The organism is Acidimicrobiia bacterium, assembly GCA_035948415.1.
In the GTDB taxonomy this organism is placed as follows: domain Bacteria; phylum Actinomycetota; class Acidimicrobiia; order IMCC26256; family PALSA-555; genus PALSA-555.
Map to the genome: position 1 here is coordinate 1 of DASZJD010000002.1, position 19,780 is coordinate 19,780.

Annotated in this window: 17 protein-coding genes; 8 read left to right on the plus strand and 9 right to left on the minus strand. The window is 75.8% G+C overall.

Annotation, left to right across the window (positions count from 1 at the left end):
• Both VG869_00335 and menB read right to left on the minus strand, forming a co-directional pair.
• Positions 1-404 (minus strand): 1,4-dihydroxy-2-naphthoate polyprenyltransferase (locus tag VG869_00335; protein ID HEV3449625.1); only part of this gene is annotated, 404 nt, incomplete at its 3' end.
• A complete protein-coding gene (menB, locus tag VG869_00340) occupies positions 401-1,252 on the minus strand; it encodes a 1,4-dihydroxy-2-naphthoyl-CoA synthase (protein ID HEV3449626.1) in 852 nt (283 codons plus the stop codon). The genes menB and VG869_00335, both read right to left, overlap by 4 nt.
• A 94-nt stretch (positions 1,253-1,346) precedes the next feature.
• On the opposite strand from menB, the gene VG869_00345 reads away from it, so the two are divergent.
• A complete protein-coding gene (locus tag VG869_00345; GenBank protein ID HEV3449627.1) occupies positions 1,347-2,513 on the plus strand; it encodes a fatty acid--CoA ligase family protein in 1,167 nt (388 codons plus the stop codon).
• Between the two features lie 19 nt (positions 2,514-2,532).
• Entirely contained in the window at positions 2,533-3,972 is a 1,440-nt protein-coding gene (ligD, locus tag VG869_00350) for a non-homologous end-joining DNA ligase (protein HEV3449628.1), read from the plus strand.
• Positions 3,973-3,994: 22 nt separating this feature from the next.
• Here ligD and VG869_00355 read toward each other — a convergent pair whose 3' ends face one another.
• From VG869_00355 to VG869_00380, 6 genes are all read right to left on the minus strand, one after another.
• Positions 3,995-4,666 carry a twin-arginine translocation signal domain-containing protein gene (locus VG869_00355; protein ID HEV3449629.1) on the minus strand — a complete coding sequence of 224 codons (672 nt, stop codon included), beginning with the start codon at positions 4,664-4,666 and terminating at the stop codon, positions 3,995-3,997.
• On the minus strand, positions 4,663-5,199 hold the full coding sequence (locus tag VG869_00360; GenBank protein HEV3449630.1) for a MauE/DoxX family redox-associated membrane protein: 537 nt from the start codon (positions 5,197-5,199) through the stop codon (positions 4,663-4,665). The genes VG869_00355 and VG869_00360 overlap by 4 nt, the downstream gene beginning before the upstream one ends.
• Complete coding sequence (locus tag VG869_00365; GenBank protein HEV3449631.1) at positions 5,196-5,702, minus strand: hypothetical protein; 507 nt, start codon at positions 5,700-5,702, stop codon at positions 5,196-5,198. Before VG869_00365 ends, VG869_00360 begins: the two co-directional genes overlap by 4 nt.
• Before the next feature lie 3 nt (positions 5,703-5,705).
• A complete protein-coding gene (locus tag VG869_00370) occupies positions 5,706-6,305 on the minus strand; it encodes a sulfite exporter TauE/SafE family protein (GenBank protein HEV3449632.1) in 600 nt (199 codons plus the stop codon).
• Positions 6,306-6,388: 83 nt separating this feature from the next.
• The gene (locus VG869_00375; protein HEV3449633.1) at positions 6,389-7,150 is read right to left on the minus strand and encodes a hypothetical protein; all 762 of its coding nucleotides are present in this window, start codon (positions 7,148-7,150) and stop codon (positions 6,389-6,391) included.
• 78 nt (positions 7,151-7,228) lie between these two features.
• Entirely contained in the window at positions 7,229-7,600 is a 372-nt protein-coding gene (locus VG869_00380) for a hypothetical protein (protein ID HEV3449634.1), read from the minus strand.
• Positions 7,601-7,621: 21 nt separating this feature from the next.
• Between VG869_00380 and VG869_00385 the strand changes: the two genes are divergently transcribed.
• Genes VG869_00385 through VG869_00400 form a run of 4 tightly spaced genes read left to right on the plus strand, consistent with a single transcriptional unit; the run spans position 7,622 to position 11,862 of the window.
• Positions 7,622-8,626: an alanine racemase gene (locus tag VG869_00385; GenBank protein HEV3449635.1), complete on the plus strand. Its 1,005-nt coding sequence runs from the start codon at positions 7,622-7,624 to the stop codon at positions 8,624-8,626.
• An 18-nt stretch (positions 8,627-8,644) separates the two neighbouring features.
• A complete protein-coding gene (locus VG869_00390) occupies positions 8,645-10,105 on the plus strand; it encodes an amidase (protein HEV3449636.1) in 1,461 nt (486 codons plus the stop codon).
• A gap of 3 nt (positions 10,106-10,108) precedes the next feature.
• On the plus strand, positions 10,109-11,473 hold the full coding sequence (locus VG869_00395; GenBank protein ID HEV3449637.1) for an acyclic terpene utilization AtuA family protein: 1,365 nt from the start codon (positions 10,109-10,111) through the stop codon (positions 11,471-11,473).
• The gene (locus tag VG869_00400) at positions 11,470-11,862 is read left to right on the plus strand and encodes a hypothetical protein (GenBank protein HEV3449638.1); all 393 of its coding nucleotides are present in this window, start codon (positions 11,470-11,472) and stop codon (positions 11,860-11,862) included. Before VG869_00395 ends, VG869_00400 begins: the two co-directional genes overlap by 4 nt.
• A 124-nt stretch (positions 11,863-11,986) precedes the next feature.
• Here the strand turns inward: VG869_00400 and VG869_00405 are convergent, their stop codons facing one another.
• On the minus strand, positions 11,987-14,926 hold the full coding sequence (locus tag VG869_00405; GenBank protein HEV3449639.1) for an EAL domain-containing protein: 2,940 nt from the start codon (positions 14,924-14,926) through the stop codon (positions 11,987-11,989).
• Positions 14,927-15,016: 90 nt separating this feature from the next.
• Here VG869_00405 and VG869_00410 point away from each other — a divergent pair, with 90 nt between their 5' ends.
• Together VG869_00410 and VG869_00415 are read left to right on the plus strand one after the other, a co-directional pair.
• Positions 15,017-19,429, plus strand: a complete 4,413-nt coding sequence (locus VG869_00410) for a DEAD/DEAH box helicase (protein HEV3449640.1) — start codon at positions 15,017-15,019, stop codon at positions 19,427-19,429.
• A 91-nt stretch (positions 19,430-19,520) separates the two neighbouring features.
• Positions 19,521-19,780: DNA-formamidopyrimidine glycosylase family protein (locus VG869_00415; GenBank protein ID HEV3449641.1), on the plus strand; the 260-nt coding region annotated here is incomplete at its 3' end.

Here is a 19,780-nt window from a genome sequence, read left to right on the forward strand (position 1 = left end):
GGCCCGGCGGCGAGGGCGGCGGCGCCGACGAGCAGCAGCCACGGGTCGGCGACGAGCGAGAGGGCGAGGCCGGCGACGGCGGCCACCGCGAACGCGGCCAGGGCGGCGCGCCGCACCGCGGGGGCCGGGACCGCGCCGCTGGCGGTGAGCCGCATGGGCCCGACCCGGTCCGCGTCCGCGCCCCGGACGCCGTCGGAGTAGTCGTTGGCGTAGTTCACGCCGACCTGGAGCGCCACCGCGACGAGGAGGGCGAGCAGCGCCCGAGCGACGAGCAGCCGCCCGGCGGCGGCGGAGCCGGCCGCGGTCCCGAGCAGCACCGGCGCGACGGCGGCCCCGAGCGTGCGGGGCCGGGCGCCGAGCAGCCAGAGCCGAGCCGGCGCGGGCGCGGCGGCGCCGGGGCTCACGGGCGGTGCGGGAACCGGTCGAAGGCGGGACGGCGCTTCTCGAGGAAGGCCCGCTTGCCCTCCTGGGCCTCCTCGCTCAGGTAGTAGAGGAGGGTGGCGTCGCCGGCGAGCTGCTGGATGCCGGCGAGGCCGTCGTCGGCGGCGTTCAGCGAGGCCTTCAGCATGCGGAGCGCCAGCGGGCTGTGCTGGAGCATCCGCTGGCACCACGCGATGGTGTGCTCCTCGAGCTCCTCGAGCGGGACGACCGCGTTCACGAGCCCGAGCCGGGCGGCCTCGTCGGCGTCGTACTGCTCGCAGAGGAACCAGATCTCCCGCGCCTTCTTCTGGCCGACGGTCCGGGCCAGCAGCCCGGACCCGTAGCCGCCGTCGAAGGAGCCGACCCGGGGCCCGGTCTGCCCGAAGCGGGCGTTGTCGGCGGCCACGGTGAGGTCGCACACGAGGTGGAGCACGTGGCCGCCGCCGATCGCGTAGCCGGCGACCATCGCTACCACCGGCTTCGGGAGCCGCCGGATCTGGACCTGGAGGTCGAGAACGTTCAGGCGACCGACGCCGTCGTCGCCCATGTAGCCGTCGTCGCCGCGGATCCGCTGGTCGCCGCCGCTGCAGAAGGCCTCGGTCCCCTCGCCGGTGAGGATCACGACGCCGACGGCGGGGTCGTTGCGCGCCCGCTCGAACGCCGCCTGCAGCTCGTCGAGGGTGCGCGGGCGGAAGGCGTTGCGGACCTCGGGCCGACAGATCGTGACCTTCGCCACCGAGCCCCCGTCGAGCTCGGCGGTCTCGTACCGCACGTCGCCGTCGACGCCGTCGGCGGGCTTCCACTCGGCTCCGGCCCGGATGGTGGGCGCCATCCCGCCTCCGATCCGCCTCAGTGGGCGCATAGACTCTGGGAGTGCTCGCTCCCACGGTAGGGGGGACGGCGGGACGCCACCAAATCGGGGGCCGGTGACCCGCCTCCTCGCCGTCCTCCGGCCCCGACCGGAGGCGGCGCGGGCGGTCCTCGAGGCCTGGGACCGCGACGACGCCGTCGCCGTTCTCGACCCCGAGGCGCCGGGGCCGGTCCTGGCCGACACGCTCACCCGGCTGCGCCCGACCCACGTCCTCGACGAGGGCGGCGTCCGCCCCGAGCCCGCCGGCGTCCCGCCCGCCGACGACGTCCGGGCCGTGGTCCTCACCTCGGGCACCACCGGCGCGCCGAAGGCCGTCGAGCTGACGGACGCCGGCCTGGCGGCGGTGGGCGCCGGCTGCAACGCGGCGCTGGTGGTCGAGCGAGACGACCGGTGGCTCCTGTGCCTGCCGCTCCACCACGTCGCCGGCCTCGCCATCCTGGCCCGCGCCCGCGCCGGCGGCCAGGAGGTGGTGGTGCACCCGTCGTTCGACCCCGGCGCGGTCGCGACCGCGCCCCGAGCGGCGGCGGCGACGCTCGTGTCCGTGGTCCCCACCATGCTGCGCCGGCTGCTCGACACCGGCGCGCCGCTCTCGGAGTATCGCCGCGTCGTCGTCGGCGGGCAGCCGTTCCCCGCGCCGCTGCGCGCCCGGGCCGTCGCCGCGGGCGCCGCGGTCGTCGACGCCTACGGGCTCAGCGAGACCGCCGGCGGCATGCTGTTCGACGGCAACCCGATCGCGGGTGCAGCCGTGGACCTGGACGGCGACGACGAGATCCGCGTGCAGGGCCCGATGGTGATGCGCGGCTACCGCTTCGACGCCGACGCGACCCGCGCCGTGCTCGACGCCGACGGGTGGTTGCGCACCGGCGACGTCGGGCGACGGGACGAGACGGGCGCCGTGCACGTCGTCGACCGCCGCCGCGACCTCGTGATCACCGGCGGCGTGAACGTCAGCCCGACCGCGGTCGAGCACGTGCTCGCCGAGCACCCCGACGTCGCCGACGTCGGGGTGGCCGGGGTCCCCGACGAGCAGTGGGGCGAGCGGCTCGTCGCGTTCGTGGTCGCCGTGCCCGGCGGCCGCCCGCCGGACGTCGAGCGGCTGCGCGCGTTCGCGCGGGACCGGCTGCGGCCCGCCGAGCTGCCGCGACAGGTGGTCGTCGTCGACGCCATACCGCGCACGCCCGGCGGGAAGGTCCAGCGGCGACAGCTGGGGGCGCCCGGCTGACGGCGCGGTACCGTCGCCCGTGGCTCGCGACCGGCTCGCCCCGTACCGGGCCAAGCGGAACTTCGAGCGGACGCCCGAGCCCGGCGCCGAAGCGCCGACGCCGGCGCGCGCCGACGAGCCGCGGTTCGTCGTGCAGGAGCACCACGCCCGCCGCCTGCACTGGGACCTGCGCCTCGAGCACGACGGCGTGCTGTGGTCCTGGGCCGTGCCGCGGGGTATCCCGGCCCGGAACCGACCCAACCACCTGGCCGTGCGGACCGAGGACCACCCGCTCGAGTACCTGACCTTCGAAGGGCAGATCCCGGCCGGCCAGTACGGCGCCGGGTCGATGACGATCTGGGACCGCGGCACCTACGAGCCGGAGAAGGTCCGCGACGACGAGCTGATCGTCACCTTCCACGGCGGCCGCGTGCACGGCAAGTACGCGCTGTTCCGGACCCGCGACGACCAGTGGATGCTCCACCGCATGAGCCCACCCGACGACCCGGCGCGCGCCGAGCCGCCCTCGACGCTCGCCCCGATGCTCGCCACCGCCGGCGAGCTGCCCTGCGACGACGACGGGTGGGCGTACGAGATGAAGTGGGACGGCATGCGGGTCCTGGCCTGGGTGGAGGGGGGCCGGGCGCGGCTCACGTCGCGGAACGGCAACGACGTCACCGACCGGTTCCCCGAGGTGCGCGGCCTCGGCGAGGCGATGGGGTCCATCGAGGCCGTGCTCGACGGGGAGCTCGTCGCCCTCGACGACGCCGGCCGGCCCCGCTTCGAGCGGCTCCAGCCCCGCATCCACTTGTCGTCAACGGCGAAGGCGCGCCAGCTCGCGGCGCAGTCGCCGGTGGTCGTGATGCTCTTCGACCTGCTGTGGCTCGAAGGGCACCCGACGATGGACCGCCCCTACCGCGAGCGCCGGGAGCTCCTCGAGCGGCTGGAGCTCGCCGGGCCCGCCTGGCAGACCCCGCCGACCCATTACGGGGACGGCGCCGCCGTGCGCCGGACCGCGACCGAGCTCGGCCTCGAGGGGGTCGTCGCCAAGCGCGTCGACAGCCCCTACCTCCCCGGGCAGCGCTCGCCGGCGTGGCGCAAGGTGAAGGTGACCGCGGGGCAGGAGCTCGTGGTGGGCGGCTGGCTGCCGGGCAACGGTCGGCTCGCGGGCCGGCTGGGCTCGCTGCTCGTCGGGTACTTCGACGACGACGGCGCCCTCCGCTACGCGGGGCGGGTCGGCTCCGGCATCGACGAGTCGACGCGGGACGCCCTCGAGGCGGCGCTCGCGGGGCGGCGCCGCGACGCGTCGCCGTTCGACGCCACGCCCCGCCTGCCCGACCCGGTCTGGGTCGAGCCCGAGGTCGTGGTCGACGTGGGCTTCGCCGAGTGGACCTCGGCGGGGTCGCTGCGGGCGCCGCGGTTCCGGGGGATCCGCACCGACACGGACGCCCGCGACGTGGTCCGCGAGGGCGGGCGCTGAGCGCCCTGCGAGCGGCGGCCCGTCACCCGCCGGCGGTGGTCACGAAGGGCACGGTCGTGGTCGTCGTCGGCGGCGCCGGCGGGTACGTCGCGCACCACGCGGAGTGGTCCGCGGTGGCGTTGTCGACCGCGCCCGACAGGTCGCAGCCGATGTTCATGAAGTAGGGCGGGACGCAGCTGACCATCCGGCACGCGATCGGCCCGACGTACAGGATCCCGGTGTTGCACTGCCCGTACCGGAAGTAGTTGCACCAGATCCGACGCGTGTTGCAGTCGGTGGCGCAGCGACACGGCGAGCAGCCGCCGCAGAAGAAGCTGTTGCCGATGTTCGGGCTGCAGCACGCCTCGTTGCAGTCGATGTAGTAGCGGGGGGCGCCGTAGCAGAACTGGCTGCTGTCGGCCCGCCACCACCCGGCCGGGAGCGTGCCCGGCGGGCAGGCGTTGACGCCGCCGTTGATGACGCAGCAGAACTCGGTGTAGCCGTCGGTGCACAGGGTCCCCGGCGGGCACCCGACGATCGACTGGTACGGGGACGGCTGGCAGCCGAGCACGGCGACGCCGCCGGCGGCGACGGCGGAGCCGGCGAGGGTGGTGCGGGCGATGAAGCTCCGGCGCGTGAGCTTGGCGTCGAGCAGCCCGCTCAGCCTCGACACGAGCCAGTTGCCCCAGGCGACGCCCTTGCTGGGTTCGTTCATGCCGATCCCTCTCTCGGGTGCACGAGCAGCAGCAGCTGGGGCAGGCTCGACAGGGCGAGGTAGGCGAAGCCGGCGCCGCACCCGACGAGCGCGAGGTACGGGACGCCGGCGAGGGGCTGGGTGCCCACGACGTCGCCGAGCCCCGCGCCGGGGTCGAGCGCCACCGCAACCGCGGCCGCCACCGCGCCCAGGTTCAGGACCGCGTGCAGGACCGTCGGCGGCGTGTCCGCCTTCCCGAAGCAGCCGCACGAGGCGAGCGGCGTCCCGCGCCGCAACGCCACGCCGACGAACAGGGCGAAGACGGCGTAGGAGACGGCGACGAGGATCGCAGTGGCGCGGTCGCCGGCGACGAGCGCGGCCACGCCCACGGCGGCTTCTGCTCCCCCGCCGACCCGCACCAGCGCCGGCGTCCCGGGGAGCCCGGCCGCCCGCACGGCGTTGGCGGTGTCGGCCGGGTGGCGGGCCTTCGACGCGCCGCCGACCGCGAGGAGCAAGGCCGCGATCGCGAACGGGCCGGCGGCGAGGGTCATCATCCGCGGAGCGGATCGATCCGCAGGCTGGCGAGCACGGTGTTCACGCCGGGGACGACCTGATGGCGGTTCCGGTAGGAGCCGAGCACGACGTAGAGGCAGAAGGCGCGTCCGGCCTCGGTGCCGAAGTGCTGGAGGCCGGCCTGGCCCGCGAGGCGCCGCTGCAGCACCTCGGGCGCGAAGTCGTCGGGATCGAGCGACCGGGGCAGCGCCGCCGACGCGAAGAGGGCCTGCGTGGCGTTCCTCGGCGCGAACTCCTTCACGACGACGATGGAGTCGCTCGGCCCGAGGTCGGCCACGGCGTCGCTGGCGTAGTCGGCGATCTCGCTGGACAGCGGGATCGTCGCGGCGTGGACGACCGGGTACGTCTCCTCGCCGGCCGGCGCCGGCGGGCCGAAGTCGCTGCTGGCGGCGGCCACCTCGCCGTGCTGCAAGCGGCGGAAGATCCGGCCCTCCCAGCCGGGCGGCGTGGTCACCGCGATCCCGTGGGCGGAGAGGTCGGCCACGGCTCAGACCACCACCGCGAGCAGGCCCGCGGCGGCGACGCCGACGAGACCGGCGACGGCGAGGGCGTGCGCGCGACCGGACCAGGCCGCGGCTCGGCGCAGCGCGGCGTGCACGCGGGCGACGTCGTTCGCCCGCCGCACCGCCAGCAGCGGCAGGGCCCGCACGAAGCCGAACGTCGCACCCACCGCGATCCCCCCGACGACGGAGCCGGTGAGGACGGCGAACGCGATCGCGACGTAGACGGTCGCGGTCGTGACGACCGTCGCCACGCCGAGGCCGAGCTGGAAGCCGAACCCGGTCCCGTAGACCCAGCCGCGGTACTTGGCCAGCCAGTCCTCGTTGACCTGCCGACGGGTCGTCGGGAGCGACCGCCCGGCGAGGCCCAGCTCGAGGACGACCCCGGCGGCGGCGAGCGCGGCGGCGATGATCGCGGCCGCCGTGTCCGAGGGGTCGAGCGCGGCGCGCAGGCCGACGCCGACCGCGCCGGCGAGGGCGCCGACGGCGGTGCCGCCCGCGGTCGAGCCGATCAGGTACCAGGTCATGGTCCGTCCCCACCGCGTCCGTCGGGCCCGCTCGCCGAGCGGGTTGATGCTGGCCAGCATCGACTCACCTCACGGGGACCACGACGACCGCAGCGCCGCGACGACGGCCACGACCATCCCGGCGACGGTGACGCCGAGCGGCGTCATCGCGCGTCGGGCGGCGGCGCCGCCTGGCCGGCGCGCAGGTCGCCGTCCGACTCGGGGTAGAGGCTCGGGTCGCCGGGCTCGATCCCGGCCTGGCGAAGGGTGTCGTCCACGCGCGTGACCCGGTCGGCGTGACGGGCCCGTCGGCGGGGCCGGGGGCCGGACGCCATGCCCGCGTCGGCGAGCGCCTGCTCCAACATGCCGCAGAGGTGCTCCCAGGTCGCCGACGCGCCCTCGCCGACGACGGTGCCGCTGGGGCCGTCGACGTACACGAAGTACGGGGCGACCGGCACGTCGTAGGCATCCCAGGCCTCGGTCGACATGACGACCGGGACGTCCGGCGGCGCGAACTTCGTGAGCCGCCCCGGGCTGTCGCCCTCGGGGCCCTTCGTCACCGCGACCAGCCGCGCGTCGCCGGGGACCCGGAGCCGACGGGGATCGGCGAAGGCGGACCAGAAGCCGGCGCACGTCGAGCACCCGCTCGTGAGGAAGGCGAGCAGGGTCGGGTGGTCCGCGCCGACCACGCTGATGCTGACGGCGTCGCCGCGGGGCGTCACGCCCGCCACGTCGGTGGCCCGCCGATCCGGTCGCGGCGGACGGGGCTGCTCCGGGGACCGGCCCGTCGGCTGGGCGTCGGGGTCGAGCCCGACCCCGAGCTCGTGCAGGGCCCGGAGGATCTCGGCGTGGCTGCGCAGGAGCCCGGCCACGAGCACCCCGAGCAGCGCCACGACCACTGCGAGCAGCAGGACGAGGACCGCCATCGGGGCGATTCTGACAGGGACGCCGGCCCGGCGGGCGGTCCAGCGGCGGGCCCACCACGGACGGCGGCGGGCTGCGGGTCAGGCGTCCCGCAGCGATTCCTTCCACGTGCGGAAGCGGACGTGGGTGCGGCCGTCGGCGCCCACTCCCTCACCGGTCCCGTCGGGCTGGAGCCGGAACGTGTACCGCTCGGCGGGCTCGGCGGCGGCGAGGGCGGCGTAGCGGGCGTCCGCGCCCGCGGCCGGCCCGGCCCGCCAGAGCAGGAACCGGCCGATGCGGCGCTTGTACGCCACGAGGTCGACCCCGAAGTCGGACCCGAGGCCGCGCAGGTCCTCGGGCGCCTCCACCCACCGCTCGGCCGGGATCAGGAAGTCGCGCTGCGGCGTCGGCGGCAGCTCGTCGGTGTGCCAGTCCCGTTCGCTCGGTGGCCGCTGCTCGGCGGGGACGGGCACGCGTGCCATGCTCGCGCGCCCATGACCGCGGTCTCGGACCTCGCGACGCCGGCGCTCGTGGTGGACGCGGCGGCGCTGGAGCACAACCTGGCCGCGATGGCCGCCGCGCTGCCCGGCGGGCTTTGCCGACCGCACGTGAAGGCGCACAAGACGACCGCGCTCGCCCGGCAGCAGCACCGGCACGGCCATCGCGCGTTCACGTGCGCGACGCCCCGCGAGGTCGTCGGCATGGCCGGCGCCGGGTTCGGCGACGACCTGCTCCTCGCCAACGAGGTGCTCGACCCGGGTCGGCTCGCGGCGCTGGCCGGGCTGGGCGCACGGGTCACGGTCGCCGTCGACTCGCCCGAGACGATCGCAGCCGCAGCCGATGCGGGGCTCCGCGAGTGCCTGATCGACGTGAACGTCGGGCTGCCGCGGTGCGGCTGCGCGCCCGAGGACGCGGGCGCACTGGCCGACGAGGCCCGACGTCGGGGCGTCGACGTGCGCGGGGTGATGGGGTACGAGGGCCACGTCGTCGGCTTGGCCGACCGGGCCGAGCGGGTCCGCCAGACCGAGGAGTCCATGGCCCACCTGTCCCGGGCCCACGACGCCGTCGGTGGCGACGTGGTCTCGGCCGGCGGCACGGGCACCTACGACATCAACGCCCTCGCGACGGAGATCCAAGCCGGCTCGTACGCGCTCATGGACCACGCCTACGGCGAGCTCGGGCTGCCGTTCCGGCGCGCCGTCTCGGTGCTCGCCACCGTCGTGTCGACGAACCGGGGCGACGGGTTCGCCGTGGCCGACTGCGGGCTGAAGGCCCTCGGGATGGACCACGGGAACCCGACCGTGGACGGCGCCGCGGTGTGGTTCTGCAGCGACGAGCACGTGACCTTCTCGTGCGACGGGTCGCTGCCGCGGGTCGGCGACACGGTCCGCGTCTGGCCCGCCCACGTCGATCCGACGATCGCGTACCACGAGCAGATGCAGATCGTCGACGGCGACGCGGTCGTCGACACGTGGCCGGTCGACCTGCGCGGCTGGTGACGGGCTACGGTCGCCGCCGTGACCGACGACCTCGCCTTCCTGGACGCGATCGCGCAGGCCGAGCTGGTGCGACGCGGCGACGTCTCCCCGATCGAGCTCGTCGACGCCGCGATCGGCCGCGTCGAGAAGCTGAACCCGGAGCTGAACGCGGTGATCCACCCCCGGTTCGACGCCGCGCGCGCCGAAGCGGGCTCCGTCCCCGACGGACCCCTCCGGGGGGTCCCGATCGTCATCAAGGACCTCGACGCGTCGTCGCGGGGTGACCCGCTCCACCAGGGCAACCGCGCGCTGCGGGCGGCGGGGAACGTCGCCGACCACGACAGCTGGCACGTCGACCGGTTCCGCCGCGCCGGGTGCGTGATCATCGGGAAGACGAACACTCCGGAGTTCGGCCTCATGCCGACCACCGAGCCCGAGGCCTACGGCCCCACCCGCAACCCGTGGAACACCGAGCACGGAGTCGGCGGCTCGAGCGGCGGGTCCGCGGCGGCGGTGGCGTCGGGAATGGTGGCCGCCGGGCACGCGGGGGATGGCGGCGGCTCGATCCGGATCCCCGCCAGCGCGTGCGGCTTGTTCGGGCTGAAGCCGACGCGCGCTCGGATCTCGATGGGCCCCGACCTCGGCGAGGCCTGGGCGGGCATGGTGGTGCGCCACGCGGTCACCCGCTCGGTCCGCGACAGCGCGGCGCTGCTCGACGTGACCGCCGGCCCGATGCCCGGCGACCCGTACTACGCGCCGCCGCCGGCACGCCGGTTCGGCGACGAGGTGGGCGCCGACCCGGGCCGGCTCCGGATCGGGCTGCGCACGATCGCGCCCGGCGAGCTCGTCGCGACCGACCCGGACTGCGAGGCCGCGGCGCGGGACGCCGCCGAGGTCCTCGCCTCGCTCGGCCACGAGGTCGTCGAGGCGTCACCCGCGGCGCTCAACGACGAGGCCCTGATGGCGAACTTCACGATCGTCCTCACGACCGGCGTCGTGCACGACGTGCGGGAGGTGGCCCGGACCATCGGCCGCGACCTGACCGCCGACGACGTCGAGCCGCTGACGTGGGCGTTCTACGAGGCGGGCCGGCCGAACACCGCGGTCCAGTACCTCGAGTCGGTGAACGCCCTCCACGCGTGGTCGCGGCGGGTGGCAGCGTGGTGGACGCCGGTCGACGACCGCGAGGCCGGCTTCGACCTGCTGCTCACGCCGACGATGGCGGAGCCGCCCCCCGTCATCGGCGACGTCGTCGGGACGAAGGACGACCCCTGGCACGGGATGGCCCGCGCCAGCGCCTTCGCCGCCTATACCGCCCCGTTCAACGTCAGCGGGCAGCCCGCCATGTCGGTGCCGCTGGCGTGGGAGGCGTCGCGCAACCTGCCGATCGGGGTGCAGCTCGTCGCCGCCTACGCCCGCGAGGACCTGCTGCTGCGCGTGGCGTCGCAGCTCGAGGCGGCCCGCCCCTGGGCCGACCGCCGGCCCGTCGTCCGCGCCTGACCCATGGGGGTCCGGGTCGGGGGCGGCCAGGGCTTCTACGGGGACACCCCCCGCGCCGTCGCCGGCCTGCTCGACGCCGGCGTCGACTACCTCTGCCTCGAGGCGCTCGCGGAGCTGACCCTCGCCATCCTCCAGAAGGACCGGCAGCGGGACGAGGCGCGTGGGTACACCCGCGACCTCCCCGCGTACCTGCACGCCGCGCTCCCCGCGGTCGCGGCCGGCCGCACGAAGGTGATCACGAACGCGGGCGGGATCAACCCGGCCGCGGCCACGCGCGCCGCCGTCGAGACGGCGCGGGCGCTCGGTCTGTCCGGGATCAAGATCGCCACCGTCCTCGGCGACGACCTCATGCCGCGCCTCGACGAGGTGGCGGCGCAGACCCCGCTCACGAACCTCGAATCGGGCGCCCCCTTCTCGGAGCTGCCCCGGCCGGTGCTGTTCGCGTCGGCGTACCTGGGCGCCCGCCCGATCGTCGACGCGCTCGCGGGCGGCGCCGACGTGGTGATCACCGGCCGCGTCGCCGACGCGGCGCTGTTCCTCGCCCCGCTCGTCCACGAGCACGGCTGGTCGTGGGACGACTGGGACCGGCTGGCCGCCGGGACGCTGGTGGGTCACCTCCTCGAGTGCGCGGGGCAGAGCGCCGGCGGCAACCTCAGCGTCGACTGGGCCAGCGTCCCCCGACCGTGGGACCTCCCATATCCGATCGCCGAGGTCGAGGCCGACGGTGGCGCGGTGATCACGAAGCCGAAGACCTCGGGCGGCCGCGTCAGCTTCGACACCGTTCGCCACCAGCTCCTCTACGAGGTCCACGACCCGGCCGCGTACCTCTCGCCCGACGTCGTCGCCGACTTCACGAGCGCCCGCTTCGTCGACGAGGGTCGCGACCGCGTGCGCGTGACCGACGTGCGAGGCCGGGCGGCGACAGCGACCTACAAGGCGCTGCTCTGCCACTCGGCCGGGTGGGCCGGCGAGGCGCGCGTCGCGTTCTCCTGGCCCGACGCGGCCGAGAAGGCCACCGTGACCGCGGCGATCTTCGCCGAGCGGGTCCGCGCCGCCGGGCTGGGCGTCGACGAGTGGCGGTTCGAGCGCTTCGGCGTCGACGCGCTCGGGGGTCCGACCGTGCCGCCGTCGGCCTGCGAGCCGCCGGAGGTGCTGCTGCGGGCGGCGTGGCGGTGCGCCGACGCCCGCACGGCGGCGCTGGTGGGCCGGGAGCTGGTGCCACTCACCCTCTCGGGCCCGGCCGCGGGCATGACCGGCGTCGGGCGCGGCGGCGGCGCGCCGAGCGAGCTGCTCGGCCTCTGGCCGGCCCTGGTGGAGAAGACGCTCGTCGACCCGCACGTCACCGTGGCGACGGAGGAGGTGCGATGAGACGCCGGCTCCACGACCTCGGGTGTGGCTATCGGGCCGGTGACAAGGGCGACGTCGCCGACGTCGCGCTCTTCGCCCCCGACGCCGCGGTGTACGAGCTGATCCGCGCCGCCGTGACGGCCGAGCGGGTGAAGGCGCACTTCGGCTCGCTCGTGCTCGGCCCGGTCGAGCGCTACGAGGCACCGAACGTGCTCGCCCTGAACTTCGTCCTCCACGACGCCCTGGGGGGCGGGGGCCCGCGCTCGCTCCGAGCCGACAACCTCGGCAAGACCCTGGGCGGCGCCCTCGTGCGGCTCGAGGTGGAGGTGCCGGCCGCGCTCGCTGACCGCCGCGCCACCGCACCCGATGTCGGCTGGGCCATCGAGCGGCTCGAGCGACTCGTTCCGTAGGCGCAGACCGGCGACCATGGGACGGAACCCGGCGCGGCGACGGCCAGCGCGGCCCCGGGAAGAGTTCGGAGCCTTCGAGACGGTCGACCGCGGCCCGCACCGCTCGCCCGCCGGTCGGTACCGGTCAGGCCCCGGTGCGACGCGCCGCCCAGACCTCAGCCAGCTGCGGGGGCATCGGCGCCGCGAACCAGTGGCCCTGGGCGCGCATGCATCCCTGGCCGCGCACCCGCTCGGCCTGCGCCGCCGTCTCGACGCCGAGCACGACCGACGAGAGCTTCAGCTGGTGCGCGAGGTCGACGATCGCCGCGACCACGGCGTCGTCGAAGGGGTCGGCGCCGAGCCCACGGACGAACCCACGGTCGATCTTGACCGCGTCGATCGGGAACTGCTTGAGGTGGACCAGCGGCGAGTAGCCGGTCCCGAAGTCGTCGAGGGCGAGCAGCACGCCGAGGTCGCGCAGCTCGGCGAACAGCGCACGGGCAGCCTCGGCGTCCTGGAGCAGGAGCCGCTCGGTGATCTCGAACGACAGGAGGGCCGGGTCGAGGCCCGAGCCGTGCACGGCCTTGGCGATCGTGGTGGCCAGGTGCGGGTCGGAGAGCTCCGCCGCTGACACGTTGACGCTGGTGACGAAGGGACCCCACTCCGGGTGCTTTCGATGCCAGTCGCCCACGGTCCGGCACACCTCCTCGCGGACCCACTCGCCGATCGGCCGCATCAGCCCCGAGTCCTCGGCCACCGAGAGGAAGTCGATCGGCTGCAGCAGGCCGCGGCGGGGGTGGTCCCAACGCAGGAGCGCCTCGAACCCGGCGAAAGCGCCGGTCCTGAGCCAGACGACGGGCTGGTAGTGGACGACGAGCCCGCCGTGATCGAGGGCGTGGCGGAGCTCCCGCTCGGTGTCGAGGCGGGTGACGACGTCCTCCCGGAGCTGGGCGTCGAAGAGCTCGACACGGTCCCGCCCCTTCTCCTTGGCTCGGTACATGGCGGCGTCGGCGTCGCGCAGGAGCGCCTCCGGCGGCCGCCCGTCGGCCACGGCGATGCCGATGCTGACGGTGACGACCGCTTCGAGGCCGTCGAGGTTGAAGGGCTCGCGGGCGACGTGCAGGAGCCGGTCGGCGAGCGTGATGGCGTCGTCCGGTCCCGCCAGCTGCTCGCACACCACGACAAACTCGTCGCCGCCGAAGCGGGCCACGAGGTCCCCGGGGCGGAGCGCCTCGGCCAGCCGGTGCCCCATCGAGACCAGGAGCCGGTCGCCGGCGTCGTGTCCGACGCTGTCGTTGAGCACCTTGAACCGGTCGAGGTCGAGGAACATCACCGCGATGTCGGACCCGCCCTGACGCTCGTGGTGTCCCATGCGCCGCAGCCGCTCGAGCAGCTGCTCGCGGTTCGGGAGGCCGGTCAGGGCGTCGTGGAGGGCCTGGTGGGCGAGGCGCGCCTGGCTGCGGTTCCGCTCGACGGCGATGGCGGTGACGCTCGCCGCCACCTCGAGCAGCCGCTCGTCGCCGGGCTGCGGCTCGAGGGCATCGGTCCGCAGCGCCAGCACCACGCCGAGGTGCCGCCCGCTCCGGGCGTCGCCGACCGGCCGCCCCCACCAGGTCTGGAAGCCGTGGCGCAGGAGCGTCGCCGCGGGCCGGCCGGTGTCGGCCGGGTCGATGGTCTCGCGCACCACCGCGTCCGCCATGATCCCGGTGTCCGCCGGGATCGCGAAGCCCTCGAGGGCGTCGACGCACGCGGGAGGCAGGCTGGGGGCGGCGGCGACGTGCAGCACCCGGTCCTCGTCGGCGATCGCCAGCACCGCCCGGGCGTTGCCGATCCACTGCTCGACGAGCCGCGCCACCGCGTCGAGCGTGGAGCCGAGCGGGTCGCCGCGCGCGATCGATTCGAGGATCCGCCCCTGGTCGGCGGCGATCCGCTCGGCGCGTCGCCGGTCGGTGACGTCCCGCGCGTTCACGAGGATCCCGGAGATCCCCGGGTCGTGGGTGAGGAGGATCGCCACCGATTCGATCCAGCGCCAGGAGCCGTCGCGGTGGCGGATCCGGTGCTCGACCGGGGTCGGCACGCCGGTGACGAGCAGCTGGTCGGCGAAGGTTCGGGCCACGTCCTCGCGCTCGTCCGGGTCGAGCAGCTCGATCGCCGACCGGCCGAGCAGCTCGTCCGGGGCGTAGCCGAGGACCCGTTCGTGCGACGGGCTGGCGTAGACGAAGCGCCCCTGGTCGTCGTAGATCGAGACCAGGTCGTGCGAGTGCTGGATCAGGGCGCGGAAGCGGCTCTCGGACCGTCGCGCCGCCTCCTCGGCCTCGATCCGGTCGGTGACGTCGATCACCGTGCCGACGTGCCCGATGAAGCCGCCCTCGGCGTCGTAGCGGGGCACGCCGACGTCCACCACCCGTCGGTACGAGCCGTCGGCGATCCGCACCCGGTAGTCGATCTCGTACGGCTCGCCCTCGCCGAGCCGAGCCTGGACGGCCTTGGCGACGCGCTCCCGGTCGTCGGGGTGCAGGGCCTCCTGCCAGCCGTAGCCGAGCTCCTCCTCCGGCGGCCGACCGGTGAAGTCGTACCAGCGCTCGTTGAAGAAGACGACCCGGTCCGACGCGTCGGTCATCCACATCATCACCGGCGCGCTGTCGGCGACGCGCCGGAACAGCGCCGGGCTCGACGCCGCCGCCTCGGCCTCGATCCGGTGGGTGACGTCTCGCGCGTTGATGACGACGCCCCCTGCGGCCCGATCCCCGACCAGGCTCGTGAACACGAGCTCGAGGTGGCACCACGCGCCGGCCCGGTGGCGGCAGCGGACGGTCACGGGCGCGTTCACGGTCCCCGCGTCCACGAGCGCCCTGTATGCGGTCTTCACCGTGTCGAGGTCGTCGGGGTGCACGAGGTCCGTGGCGCGCGACCCGAGCAGCTCGTCGGAGGGGTAGCCGAGCACGGCCTCCACGAGGGGGCTCACCCACTGCACCGTGCCGCGGGCCTCCCCGACGCCGACCACGCCCCAGGCGTGGTGCGCGACCGCGCCCTGCGCGTCGTCGTCCGCCCACGGGCCCCGCGGCCCGGATGCGCCCCTACTCATCCCACCTGCCCCAACCAGCCCGGGCCCTGTCGCTCAGGGACGCCGGCCGGCCTGCTCACTGAGCAACGGTAGCCTCGCCGCGTCGACGAGATTCTCGAGCGCTTCTCTCCCCCGGTCCGGGACTGGTTCGCCTCGGCGTTCGCCGCCCCGACCCGGGCCCAGCACCTTGGCTGGCCAGCCATCGGCGCCGGGGACCACACCCTCCTCCTGGCGCCGACCGGATCGGGCAAGACCCTCGCCGCGTTCCTGTGGGCCGTCGACCGGCTCGCCACCGACCCCGAGGGCCCGCCGGCGACGCGCGACCGGGTGCTGTACGTGTCGCCCCTCAAGGCGCTCGCCGTCGACATCGAGCGGAACCTCCGCGCCCCCCTCATCGGCCTCCAGCGCAGCGCGGCGCGCCTCGGCGTCGACGTGCGCGTCCCAACCGTCGGGGTCCGGACCGGAGACACGCCGGCCGACGAGCGGCGGCGGCTCGTCCGCACCCCGCCGGACATCCTCATCACTACCCCGGAGTCGCTGTACCTCATGCTCACGTCCCGGGCCCGGGAGACGCTCCGATCCGTGCGCTGGGTCATCGTCGACGAGATCCACGCCGTCGCGGGCACGAAGCGGGGGGCGCACCTGGCCCTGTCGCTCGAGCGGCTCGAGGAGCTGACCCGCCGGTCCCCGCAACGGATCGGGCTGTCGGCGACGCAGCGGCCGCTCGACGAGATCGCGCGGTTCCTGGGCGGGGTCGGCCCCGACGGGCCGCGCCCGGTCACGGTCGTGGACGCCGGCTCGGGCAAGGACCTCGACGTCGAGGTCGTCGTCCCCGTCGAGGACCTCGGCGCGATGGGCCGCGCGCTCGACGAGCCCGTCAGCGGCCCCGCCGACGCCGGGCCCCCGCGCGCCAGCATCTGGCCGCACGTCCACCCGCGGCTGCTCGAGCTCGTGCTGGCCCACCGCAGCACGATCATCTTCGTCAACGCCCGGCGGCTGGCCGAGCGCCTCGCCGCCAGCCTCAACGACCTCTGGCACGAGCAGCTGGCGGCGGCCGGCCAGACGGCGGCGCCGGGCGTCGAGCTCGTGCGCGCGCACCACGGGTCGATCGCTCGGGAGCAGCGCCTCGCCATCGAGGACGCGCTGAAGCGGGGCGAGGTCCGCGCCCTCGTGGCGACGAGCTCGCTCGAGCTCGGCATCGACATGGGCGCGGTCGACCTCGTGATCCAGGTCGAATCGCCAGGATCCGTGGCGCGCGGGCTCCAGCGCATCGGCCGGGCCGGGCACGGGGTCGGGGAATCGAGCCGCGGCAAGATCTTCCCGAAGTACCGGGGCGACCTGCTCGAGGCCGCGGTCGTCGTCCCGCGCATGCGGGCCGGGCTCGTCGAGGAGACCCGCTACCCGCGGAACCCGCTCGACGTGCTCGCCCAGCAGCTCGTCGCCGCCTGCGCGGTCGACGAGTGGGACGTCGACGCCCTCCTGGCGCTCGTGCGTCGCGCCGCCAACTTCGCCGACCTCCCCGACGACGCGTTCACGGCCGTGCTGGACCTGCTCGCCGGCCGGTACCCGAGCGACGAGTTCTCGGGCTTGCGGCCCCGGCTGGTGTGGGACCGCGTCGCCGGCCGGGTCCGGGCGCGGGACGGCGCCGCTCGCGTCGCCATCGTCAACGGGGGCACGATCCCCGACCGCGGCCTCTTCGGCGTGTTCCTGCCCGACGGCGTCCGCGTCGGCGAGCTCGACGAGGAGATGGTCTACGAGAGCCGCCCCGGCGACATCTTCGTCCTCGGCGCGTCGACGTGGCGGATCGACCAGATCACCCACGACCGGGTCATCGTGACGCCCGCGCCCGGCGAGCCGGCACGAGCACCCTTCTGGAAGGGCGACAAGCCGGGCCGGCCCCTCGAGCTGGGCCGGGCGCTCGGCGCCGCGGTGCGGGAGCTCACCGCGCTCGCACCCGACGCGGCGAGGCGGCGCCTGGCCGACGACTTCGGGCTCGACGCGCTGGCGGCCGAGAACCTGCGCCGCTACCTCGAGGAGCAGCGAGACGCGACCGGGTCCGTGCCCGACGACCGCACCGTCGTCGTGGAGCGGTTCCCCGACGAGATCGGCGACTGGCGCGTCTGCGTCCTGTCGCCCTTCGGCGCCCGCGTCCACGCCCCCTGGGCGCTGGCGCTCGAGGCCCGCCTGAACGAGCGGCTCGACCTGCCGGTCGAGGTGCTGTGGAGCGACGACGGGATCGTGCTGCGGCTCCCGGAGGCGGTCGACACCATCCCGACCGAGGAGCTCCTCCTCGACCCGGACGAGGTCGAGGAGCTCGTCACCCGCCAGCTCCCGGCGACCGCCCTCTTCGCGGCCCGGTTCCGCGAGGCGGCGGCCCGCGCGCTCCTCCTCCCCCGCCGCCGGCCCGGCGAGCGCACCCCGCTCTGGCAGCAGCGGCAACGGGCCGCCGACCTGCTCGAGGTCGCGGCCCGGTACCCGTCGTTCCCCATCGTGCTCGAGGCGACCCGCGAGTGCCTGCGCGACGTGTTCGACCTCGCCGCGCTGCGCACCGTCCTCGCCGACCTCCGGGCCCGGCGGGTGCGTGTCGTCCCGGTCGAGACCCCGACCGCGTCGCCGTTCGCGCAGTCGCTCCTCTTCGGCTGGATCGCGGTGTACATGTACGAGGGCGACGCGCCGCTGGCCGAGCGGCGGGCGGCCGCGCTCGCGCTCGACCGCGACCTGCTCCGCGAGCTGCTGGGCGCCGACGAGCTGCGCGAGCTGCTCGACGCCGACGCCGTCGAGACCGTCGAGCTGGAGCTGGCGCGCCTGGCGCCGACGAGCCGACGAGCGCAGAGCGCCGACGACGTGCACGACCTGCTCCGGGACCTCGGCGACCTCTCCGAGGGCGAGCTGACGGCGCGCACCGACGGCGAGGTCGGCCCGATCGTGGCCGGGCTCGAGCGGGACCGACGGGCCATCCGGATCACGGTCGCCGGCGAGCCGCGGGTCGCCGCGGCCGAGGACGCGGCCCGGTACCGGGACGCCACCGGTGCCGCCATCCCGGTCGGGCTGCCCGGCGTGTTCACCGCGCCCAGCGAGGACCCGCTCGGCGAGCTGCTCGCCCGCTACGCGCGGACCCGCGGGCCGTTCAAGACCGCCGAGGCCGCGGGTCGCTTCGGCGTCCCGGAGGCGGAGGCCCGCGCGACGCTCGAGGGCCTGGAGGAACGACGACGGGTGGTGCGCGGCGAGTTCCGACCCGGCGGCTCGAGCCGGGAGTGGTGCGACGTCGACGTCCTCCGCCGGCTCCGCCGGCGCTCGCTCGCGGCGCTGCGGCGGGAGATCGAGCCGGTCGACCCGGAGGTCCTGGCCCGGTTCGCGTCGGCGTGGCAGGGGGTCGCGAGGCCCCGCCGCGGCGTCGACGCGCTCCTCGACGCCCTCAGCCAGCTGCAAGGCGCGTCGGTCCCGGCCTCGGTCCTCGAGGTCGACGTGCTCGGGTCGCGCGTCGAGGGCTACCGGCCCTCGATGCTCGACGAGCTGTGCGCGAGCGGCGACCTGGTGTGGATCGGCAACGGCGCCATCGGAGCCACCGACGGCCGGGTCGTGCTCGCCTTCCGCGATCAGGCGCCGCTGCTCACGCCGCCGCCCCCGGACGACGCGCCGAGCGGGCCGGTGCACGACGCGCTCCGGGACCACCTCGCGCGCGCCGGCGCCTCGTTCTGGCCCGAGCTGGTGCGGGCCACCGGGGAGGCCGACGAGCGCGTGGTGCTCGACGCCCTCTGGGACCTCGTCTGGGCCGGCGTCGTCACGAACGACGGGCTCGCGGCCCTCCGGGCCCGCCTGAGCGGCCGGCCTCGGGCGCCGCGCGGGCGGCCGCGCCCCGGGCGGCTCGCCCGGCTCGGGCCGCCGGCCGCGGCGGGGCGGTGGTCCCTCGTGTCGCTGACCGCCGGGGAGCCCCCGAGCCCGACCGAGGTGATCGCCGCCCGGGCCCGCCAGCTCCTCGAGCGGCACGGTGTGGTGACCCGCGAGACCGTCCGCGCCGAGGGCTGGCCGGGCGGGTTCGCGGCGGTGTACCCGGCGTTGCGCGCCATGGAGGAGGCGGGACGGGCGCGCCGGGGCTACTTCGTGGCCGGTCTCGGCGCGGCCCAGTTCGCGCTGCCGGGGGCCGCCGACCGGCTCCGCGGCGAGCGCGAGGCCGAGGACGAGGTGGTCGTGCTCGCCGCGACCGACCCGGCGCAGCCGTACGGCGCCGCGCTGCCCTGGCCGGACACGCCGGGCCGACCGGCCCGGGTGCCGGGCGCGCTGGTCGTGCTCCACGGCGGCCAGCCCGCTGCGTACCTCGAGCGCGGCGCCAAGCGCGTCCTCACCTTCGACGCCGAGCCCAGCCAGTGGGTGGGCGCCCTCACCGAGCTCGTCAAGAACGGCCGACTGCGGTCGCTGACCATCGAGCGCGTCGACGACGTGCCGGCGCGCGAATCCCCGACCGCGCCGTCGCTGCGCGCCGCCGGGTTCGTCGACGGCTACCGCGGGCTGCGCTTCGGACCCTGACCGGGCCGCACCCGCACGGACCCGGCCCGGGGCTCGCGCACGCGGGCCGACGACCACCGCCGGGGGAGGGCGCCGACCGTACGATGGCCGCGTGCCCGAAGGCGACACGATCAGCCGCGTCGCCCGCACGCTCAACACCGTCCTGGCCGGCCGCCAGCTGGTGCGCTTCGAATCGGCGCGCCTCGCGGGCCCAGGACCCCGAGCCGGGACCACCGTCCTCGCGGTCGAAGCCCGCGGCAAGCACCTGCTCGTCCACTTCGCCGACGGGCACGTCCTCCACACCCACCTGCGGATGACCGGCAGCTGGCACCTCTACCGAGTCGGTGAGCCCTGGCGGAAGCCGCGGGCGCG